This window comes from Candidatus Electronema sp. TJ, assembly GCF_048287355.1.
Taxonomy (GTDB): Bacteria; Desulfobacterota; Desulfobulbia; order Desulfobulbales; family Desulfobulbaceae; genus Electronema.
In genome coordinates, this window is record NZ_JBLWEP010000089.1 from 1,700 (window position 1) to 10,116 (window position 8,417).

Sequence of the window (8,417 nt, forward strand, 5' to 3'; positions counted from 1 at the left end):
TCTTTGTTGTTGATGCCTACACGCACCGCATCTTTTCCCGGCACGGGCTGATCAGCGAGGACAGCGACTATTTCCAAATGCAGGAACTGTTCATGCGCCATCTGGAAGAAGACGCGGCCTTGTTCAATGAATATCACGCCCTCATCGTCCGTGTCGGCAAGGAGTTCTGCCGGAAGAGCGCGCCGAGATGCGAAGCCTGCCCTTTGGCCGGATTTGACGGCATGAACTGAGCTCGTCAGTCCGGCGGAGCCAGCACCTCTCTTGGTCTTGAGCCATCGGAGGGGCCGACTATGCCGTCGCGCTCCATCATCTCAATCATCCGGGCGGCGCGGTTGTAGCCGACCCGCAGCCGCCGCTGGAGCATGGAAATCGAAGCCTGCCGGGTCTCTTTGACCACAGCCACAGCCTGATCATAAAACTCATCATAATCTTCCTCACCCTCCTCGCCGCCTTCCGTGTCCTCCTCGGCGATTTTGAGCATGGACTCGTCATAATCTGCCCCGCCCTGCTCCTTGAGGAAATGAATGATCCGCTCAGTTTCCGTTTCCGAGATGTAGGCACCGTGAATCCGCTGCAATTTCGCCGCGCCGGGCGGAAGAAAGAGCATGTCGCCCGCGCCGAGCAGGTGTTCGGCACCAGAGCTGTCCAAGATGGTGCGCGAATCCACCTTTGAGGAAACCTTGAAAGAGATGCGGGTCGGGAAGTTCGCCTTGATCAGGCCGGTGAGCACGTCCACCGAAGGCCGCTGGGTGGCAAGGATGATGTGCATTCCAGCAGCCCGCGCCATCTGCGCCAAACGGGCAATGGAGGTTTCCACATCCTTGGAGGCCACCATCATCAGATCGGCCAGCTCATCCACCACAATCACGATGTAGGGCAGCTTTTCCTCGGCTGTCTCGTTGTAGGTGGCGAAGGATTTGACCCGCGCCTCCTCCAGCAGCCGGTAGCGCCGTTCCATCTCCCGCACCGCCCAGAGCAGGGCGCGGCTGGCCATCTTCGGCTCGACCACCACGGGATGGAGCAGGTGCGGAATGCCCTCATACACCGACAGCTCAATCCGCTTCGGGTCTATCATCAGCAGGCGCACCAGATCCGGCTTGGCTTTGTAGAGAATCGAGCAGATGAAGGCATTGATCGCCACTGACTTGCCCGCGCCGGTGGCACCGGCGATGAGCAGATGCGGCATCCGGGCGAGATCAGCGACCGCTGGCTGGCCGATCACGTCAAAACCAAGGGCGATGGTCAGATACGAAAGCGAATTCCGGTAGGCATTGCCAAGGAGAATATCGCGGAGAAAAACGGTCTTGCGCTTGGGATTGGGGATTTCGATGCCGATGGCCGCTTTGCCGGGAATTGAGCCGACCACCCGCACCCGGTCCACCTTCAGCACCATGGCCAAGTCATCGGCCAGATTGATAACTTTATTAATCTTGATGCCTGCTGCCGGAGCGAACTCATAGGTCGTCACCACCGGCCCTGGCGACACGCCGACCACCTCGCCCTGCACGGAAAAATCTAGCAGCTTGGCGACCAAGATTTCGCTGATTTCATAGTAATGCTGCCGGTCAATCTCGATATTCTCCTGCTTGTTCTCCTCCAGCAGGGTGATTGGCGGCAGCTGGAACTTGTCCCAGGCTGCCGGCTTTTTCTTCGGCGGCGGCTCGGCAGCCCGCTCCGCTTTGCCCGGCATTTCCGGCTTGAGCGGAGCTGCGGTAGGATCGGGCTTCACCGGCTCGCGGATAAAAGGCAGCTTCTGGACTATCACCGAAAGGCTGGGCAAAACATTCGCTGTCTCGTTTGCCGCAGGCGGCGGCGGCAGAGCCTTGCGCTGCTCGCGCTCCGTTTTCCAATCCACAAACTTTTCCTGCGCGGTCAAGGCGCGGTCAGCGGCAGTTTTCGCCGCCGCCGCCGTCTGCTCCCAGGTCCACGCAGCGGCAGCCAAGGGTGAAAAACGGACAGCGGCCATCAGCGAAAAGAGCAGCAGGAGCAGCAGGAGCATGATCGAGCCAGTCTTGCCGAGCAGCCCTTCGAGCAGATGCCGGAGCAGGCTGCCAAGAAAGCCGCCTGGCAGGATATGCTCCGGCGGAAAAACAAGCTGATCGGTCCAGGCCAGCAGGCCCGATGAGGCCAGCAGCACGCCGGTCAGTCCGGCGATGATGAAGGGCAGGCGGTCAAAAACAGCGCGGGCGGCAAGAACAGCTGCGGCAAGATGAAAGAGCAGCAGGGGCGGAAAAAAGGAGATCAGCCCGAAGAACGACAAGAGATAGCGGGCGGTGTAATGGCCGAAATGACCGCACCAGTTCTCGGCGGGCAGCTGCGGCAAGGGCGGCTGGGCGAACAGCGGCAGGCTGTAGCTGATCAGGCTGAGGAGCAGCACCGCGCCAAGAAAAAGGCAGGTGACTGCCGCCGCCTCTTGGCGCAGGGCCGCTTGGTTGCGCGGGAACATGGAAGCGCGCCCGGAATCAGTCCTTGCCCTTCAGCCCGTCAAGTATGCCGTTGATGAAGCCGACCGAATCCGGCTCGGCGTAGCGTTTGGCGATTTCAAGGGCCTCGTTGATGGCGACGGTTGACGGGACATCCTCGCCGTATTGCATCTCATAGGCGGCGATGCGCAGGATGTTGCGGTCCACAGCGGCCATGCGCTCCACCCGCCAGTTGTGGGAGGAGCGGGAGAGCAGACTGTCAATCTCCTTCCGATGCTGACAGATGCCGGCAATGAGCTGTTCAGCATACGGAATGGACTTGGCATCGGCCTGAAACGAGATGCAAAACTCATTCACGCGGGAGAGCAGCTCCTCTTCGCCGCAGGAGCCTTCCTGCACGTCGTGGCCGTAGAGGAACTGAAGAGCCAGCTCCCGTGACTTTCTTCGCAGGCCCATCAGAGCTGATTGATCAGGCTGATCATTTCCAAAGCCGCCACTGCCACGTCCGCGCCCTTGTTGCCCGCCTTGGTGCCGGCCCGCTCAATGGCCTGCTCGATGGATTCGGTGGTCAGCACCCCGAAAAGCACCGGAAGGCCGGTGTCCAGCATGACTTGCGCACTGCCCTTGGCGACTTCATTGGCGACAAAATCAAAATGCGGGGTTGCTCCGCGAATGACCACGCCAAGACAGATGACTGCGTCGTATTTGCCGGAGCGGGCCATCTTCTGCGCAGCAAGCGGGATTTCAAACGCGCCGGGCACCCGCGCCACGTCAATATCGTCGTTTTTTACGCCGGAGCGCGTCAGGATGTCCAATGCGCCTTCGAGTAGCTTTTCCGAGATGAAGGAATTGAAGCGGGAAACCACAATCCCGATCTTGCGCCCGTTGCCTTGCAGACTGCCTTCGATGAAGTTTGCCATGGTTCGTTGTGAGGTGTTAAAAAGAAAAAATTCCTGCAAGCAGGCGACATAACTGAAGCGGTTAACAAGGACTGCGCTTTTCCTGCATCCAGGCGTGCTTTTTCAACTGCCTGGCTCCTGGCTGGCCGCTGGGAGGGCCTCATTCCTCGTTGCGAATGCCTCATTGCCAGCTGGCAATGAGCCGTTTCCAGTTGGCAATGCCTCATTGCCAGCTGGAAATAAGCCATTTCCAGTTGGCAACACCCCATTCCTTGCTGGCAATGAGACGTTTCCAGCTGGCAACGCCTCGTTCCTTGTTGGCAATGCCTCATTGCCAGCTGGCAATAAGCCATTTCCAGCTGGCAATGAGGCGTTCGCAACGAGGAATGCAGCGTTTCTGACCCGGAATGCGCCTGTCCTCACTGGAATCAAGCAGAAACTTTCTGCAACAATCCCAAGCGGCAGCGGGATTACAGCAGCAGAAAGGGGCGATGCGGCAAAGCCGCAGCCGTGCGCTGTCTTGCCTGCAGCTGAAGCGGCATGTGCAGCCTGTTTTTCACGGCTCCCCAGCCACCTGGCCTTGCGGCTCGTCGCCGTACAGCTCCAGCAAGTGGCCCATCTTATCGCGCTTGCAGCGGAGGTACTCCCTTGTTTCGCATTCGCAGACCATCTCAATCGGCAGGCGGGCCACCGCCTCCAAACCATAGCCTTCCAAGCCGATCAGCTTTTTCGGGTTGTTGGTCAGCAGGCGCATCTTGCGCACGCCGAGGTCGCGGAGCATCTGTGCGCCGATGCCGTAATCGCGCAAGTCGGGCTTGAAGCCCAGATGCACGTTAGCCTCGACCGTGTCCAAGCCTTCCTCGTCTTGCAGCTGATAGGCCCGCAGCTTGTTGACCAAGCCGATGCCCCGGCCTTCCTGCCGCATGTAGAGAATCACGCCTTTGCCTTCCTGCTCAACCATTTTCATGGCTGCCTGGAGCTGAGAGCCGCAGTCGCAGCGGGCAGAGCCGAACACGTCGCCGGTCAGACACTCGGAATGCACCCGCACCATCACGGGATCGTCCGGCTTGATCTCGCCCTTGACCAAGGCGACGTGCTCAAAATCATCCACCTCGTTTTTGTAGGCGATGATCTTGAATTCGCCCGCATGAGAGGTGGGCAGCCGCGCCTCTGCCACTCTATGCACCAGCACATCCTCGCGCAGACGGTAGGCGACCAGATCAGCGACTGTGGCGATCTTCAGGCCATGCTTTTCGGCGAAGATCTCCAAATCCGGCATCCGGGCCATTGTCCCGTCATCCTTCATGATCTCGCAGATGACACCGGCTGTGCGCAGCCCGGCAAGGCGGGCGAGATCCACCGAGCCTTCGGTCTGGCCGGTGCGCACCAGCACTCCGCCCTTGCGCGCGCGCAGCGGGAAGATATGGCCAGGGCTGATGATGTCGCGGGGAGTCGCGTCCGGGGCCACAGCCGCTTCAATGGTGCGGGCGCGGTCGGCGGCGGAAATGCCGGTGCTCACGCCGGTGCGGGCCTCGATGCTGACGGTGAAGCCGGTGCCGTAGGGCGACTGATTGTTCTGCACCATCATCGGCAGGCCAAGCTGGTCAATGATGTCAGGACTCAAGGTCAGGCAAATCAGGCCACGCCCGTGCGTAGCCATAAAGTTGATCGCTTCCGGCGTGATCGCGGTGGCGGCCATACAAAGATCGCCCTCGTTCTCCCGGTCCTCGTCATCCACAAGGATGATCATTTTCCCGGCCCTGATGTCTTGTATCGCCTCTTCGATGGAACAGACCGCCATGATGCGCTCCCGCTCAAAATTTGTTCAGCGCAGAAATCCGTGCTCGGCTAAAAAGGCCGGGTTGATCCTGCTTTCAGCCGCTCCGGCATCCTTGGCCGCGAGCAGCTTTTCCACGTATTTGCCGATCAGGTCAACTTCCAGATTCACCCGGTCGCCCGCTTTCAGGCCACCGAGGGTCGTCACCGCCAGCGTGTGCGGGATGATCGAGACTGAAAAACGGCTGCCAGCGCAGGAGTTGACTGTCAGGCTGACTCCGTCAATGGTGATTGACCCCTTTTCAATAACATATTTGGCCAGCTTTTGCTCAAGAGAAAAGGTGAAGAGGGTGAAATCGCCTGCCGCGCGGCGTTCCTCGACCCGGCCTTGGGTGTCCACGTGGCCGCTGACAAGATGGCCGCCAAGCCGGTCAGCCAAGCGCAGGGCGCGTTCCAGATTGACCTTGCTGCCGACCGCCAAGCCGCCCAAGTTGGTGCGGGACAGGCTTTCCGGCGAGACATCGGCAGAAAAGCGGCGGCCTTGAATGTCGCGGGCAGTCAGGCAGACCCCGTTGACGGCGATGGACTCGCCTTCCTGCGGCTCAGTCAAATCAAAACCCGCCTCGATGCGGAAGACCATGCCGCCGCCTGCGGGCCGTCTCTCAAGCACTGCGCCCAAGCCTTGGATTATGCCGGTGAACATTGCCTACACCCGCTCCAGCTCGTCAGCGCGAGCGGCAAAATCCTCGGCCATGCGCTGATGTTTGAAATTTCTGTGAATCGCGGCCACAGTGCGGTAGGTGTCTGCTGCCTTGAGCTTGTCACCCTTTTCCTGATACAGCTCGGCGATGACCGTCAATGTCTCCACCATGCCCTTGGGGTCTTTGGTGAGCTGATAATGCTCAACCATGTCAAAGGCGTACTCCAAGGCCTGGTCGAATTCGCCCAGCTTGCGGTGCGCCGCCGCCATTTTTTTGTTCAGAGCGAGGATGGAGAAAGAATCTTCCTCTTTCTCGCAAATGGCGTAGGCGCGGCGGTAATGCGCCAAGGCAGCGGCGTAGTCATGCCGCTCCAAGCAGACATCGCCGAGCCGGTCTGCGGCGTTGGCGATGCCCGCTTCATTACCCTGCTCCTCGAAGCCTTTCAGTGCGTTATGAAAGGCCATCGCGGCCATTGCGTATTCGCCTTTTTTGAACTGCTCGCGGCCTTCTCGATAATCTATCTTGGCCGGGTCTTGTTCCGCTGCGGCCTTGGCTTGACCAAGAGAATCAAGCGGCTGCGTGAAGGTGGATGACATTGTTTTTTCTCCGTATAAAAAATCATGCGGGCCAAAACTCATTGCTCACTTTTCGAGTCTGGTCAAGTAAACCGAGATAAGATTGCGCATGGAAAACGTTGTGGACTTGCCTTCAGCCGGGCAAGGATTGAGCAGGCAGCTCAGGATAAACGCAATGGGGAATGGTCTGTCTACTCCAGCCCGCAAGCCTCGCGCTCAGAGTCGGTCAGCTCGACGATGGATGGATTTTCGCCGCAGACCGGGCAGTCAGGGCGTTTCCGCAGCTTGACCCGGCGGAAGTTCATGGTCTTGGCATCAAAGCTGAGGAGAGTGTCGGTCAGCAGCGAACCTGCGCCGGTGATGAATTTAAGGGCCTCAGCGGCCTGAATAGTGCCCAGCATTCCAGCCACCGCGCCGAGAACACCGGCCTGAGAGCAGCTTGGCACCGATTTGGCAGGCGGCGGCTCATGGAAGCAGCAGCGGTAGCAGGCGGATTTGCCCGGCAGCACGGTCATGGTCTGGCCGTCAAAACGGAGTATGCCGCCGTGCGAGTAGGGAACGCCAGCCAGCACGCAGGCATCGTTGATGAGAAATTTGGTGGCGAAATTGTCAGTGCCGTCAATGACGAAATCATACTGACGGATGAGGTCAAGACTGTTCGATGCGTCAAGATAGAGCAGCCACGGCTCGACCTTGATCTCCGGGTTGATAGCCTTCAGCTTCTCTTCCGCCGATTCCACCTTGGGCCGGTCAATGTCGGCGGTGGTGTGGATGATCTGCCGCTGCAAGTTGGATATGTCGACTGCGTCGGCATCAACCAAGCCGATGGTGCCGACTCCAGCGGCGGCGAGATACAGCGAGACCGGCGATCCGAGACCACCCGTGCCCACAACCAGCACTCTGGATCGCAGCAGCTTGATCTGCCCTTCCGGCCCCACCTCTTTCAGGATCAGGTGGCGGCTGTAGCGGTCCATCTGCTCGTCAGTCAGGTTTATCAGCATGTGTACCTCGTCAGCTCGGCAATGCTGGTCTGCTTCATGATGGGTCGATTGGCGGAGTGAAAGTCTCAAAAAAACCGCCCCGCCTCAGATAGCGGGGCAAGCGGAATAAAATGGTAAAAGCCGGGAAGGGGTTCAGCCTCCGGCCATGAAATACAGCAGATCCACTTGATTTCTGTCGCCGACCACGGTGTCGTGATAGGCGCAGCGGTGGACGATTTCTCCGTCAATCTGCACCGCCACCATTTCCGGCGACGGCACCTGCTCCATTTCCAGCAGACCAGCGACGGTCAGATGTGCCGCGTTGATGAAGCGCGGCTCCCCATTCAATCTGATTTCCATAATTTTTCTCCTCCAAAAAAATAATGGCACCTGCGCACTGCTCAGCAGAATCACTTAGATTACGCAGAGATATATATTAGCTACTACAATGCGCCAAGACTGAAGTCAAGGAGAAAAGCGCAGCCCTGCGCTTATCTTGCTGACTCCGATAGAAATACAATTTATAATACTCTACAGTAAAAAATATTGCAATATTTTGAACACCAGTCCGGCCATCCTGCCCGGCGCAGAAGCCGGGCAGGGGGAAACAACCAATTGCTTATTGCAGCACAGCGCGGGCATTAAGAGGTTGAACCGGGCGGTTGTTCGATCCGCTCATCAGTTCAGAGAACTGCCGCGCCTGCTCCTCTGAGACCGCACCCTGATTTTTCAAAATCAGCCAAAGCACCCCTTCGGTGCAGGGCGGGGTGGTCAGCGAGCCGGACAGCCGGTAATAGTCGCGGTTTTCCGGCAGCAGCTTTTCCGCCCGCACCTGCGCGGCCATGCCTTCTTCTTGGCCAACTTTTGCTGGCATCTGCCGCCAGAGCTTTTTCAAGTCAGAATTCTCTTCGCCTGTTTCATACAGCACCGCGACCACCGCCAGCTGTCCATCTGTAGCGGCATGGACAAAATGCGCTTCCAACGGAAAGCTCTTGCCGCCGATTTGATGCTCGCTCGGCGCATGAAAATGAATCTGCTTCAGCTCATAGGTTCTGCCGCCCGC

General features: G+C 58.8%; 9 protein-coding genes and 1 pseudogene. 1 reads left to right on the forward strand and 9 read right to left on the reverse strand.

From position 1 onward, the window contains the following. Positions 1 to 230 (forward strand): annotated as a pseudogene (locus ACNKID_RS07740) (endonuclease III domain-containing protein); the annotation flags it as partial. Positions 231 to 235: 5 nt separating this feature from the next. Here ACNKID_RS07740 and ACNKID_RS07745 read toward each other — a convergent pair. The 9 genes from ACNKID_RS07745 to ACNKID_RS07785 form a co-directional block, all read right to left on the reverse strand. Beyond that, positions 236 to 2,446, reverse strand: coding sequence for a DNA translocase FtsK 4TM domain-containing protein (locus ACNKID_RS07745; RefSeq protein WP_417912868.1), 2,211 nt, complete (start codon positions 2,444 to 2,446; stop codon positions 236 to 238). A gap of 16 nt (positions 2,447 to 2,462) precedes the next feature. Further along, positions 2,463 to 2,879, reverse strand: a complete 417-nt coding sequence (gene nusB / locus ACNKID_RS07750; protein WP_417912869.1) for a transcription antitermination factor NusB — start codon at positions 2,877 to 2,879, stop codon at positions 2,463 to 2,465. Next, complete coding sequence (gene ribE / locus ACNKID_RS07755) at positions 2,879 to 3,343, reverse strand: 6,7-dimethyl-8-ribityllumazine synthase (protein WP_417912870.1); 465 nt, start codon at positions 3,341 to 3,343, stop codon at positions 2,879 to 2,881. Before ribE ends, nusB begins: the two co-directional genes overlap by 1 nt. Positions 3,344 to 3,878: 535 nt before the next feature. After that, the gene (locus ACNKID_RS07760) at positions 3,879 to 5,123 is read right to left on the reverse strand and encodes a bifunctional 3,4-dihydroxy-2-butanone-4-phosphate synthase/GTP cyclohydrolase II (protein ID WP_417912871.1); all 1,245 of its coding nucleotides are present in this window, start codon (positions 5,121 to 5,123) and stop codon (positions 3,879 to 3,881) included. Positions 5,124 to 5,147: 24 nt separating this feature from the next. Then, positions 5,148 to 5,801, reverse strand: coding sequence for a riboflavin synthase (locus ACNKID_RS07765; RefSeq protein WP_417912872.1), 654 nt, complete (start codon positions 5,799 to 5,801; stop codon positions 5,148 to 5,150). A 3-nt stretch (positions 5,802 to 5,804) separates the two neighbouring features. Beyond that, positions 5,805 to 6,395 carry a tetratricopeptide repeat protein gene (locus tag ACNKID_RS07770; RefSeq protein ID WP_417912873.1) on the reverse strand — a complete coding sequence of 197 codons (591 nt, stop codon included), beginning with the start codon at positions 6,393 to 6,395 and terminating at the stop codon, positions 5,805 to 5,807. 170 nt (positions 6,396 to 6,565) lie between these two features. After that, a complete protein-coding gene (locus ACNKID_RS07775) occupies positions 6,566 to 7,369 on the reverse strand; it encodes a HesA/MoeB/ThiF family protein (RefSeq protein ID WP_417912876.1) in 804 nt (267 codons plus the stop codon). A gap of 138 nt (positions 7,370 to 7,507) precedes the next feature. Beyond that, positions 7,508 to 7,714, reverse strand: coding sequence for a sulfur carrier protein ThiS (gene thiS, locus ACNKID_RS07780; protein WP_417912874.1), 207 nt, complete (start codon positions 7,712 to 7,714; stop codon positions 7,508 to 7,510). 259 nt (positions 7,715 to 7,973) lie between these two features. Continuing rightward, on the reverse strand, positions 7,974 to 8,417 hold a 444-nt coding region (locus tag ACNKID_RS07785; RefSeq protein WP_417912875.1), incomplete at its 5' end, for a carbonic anhydrase.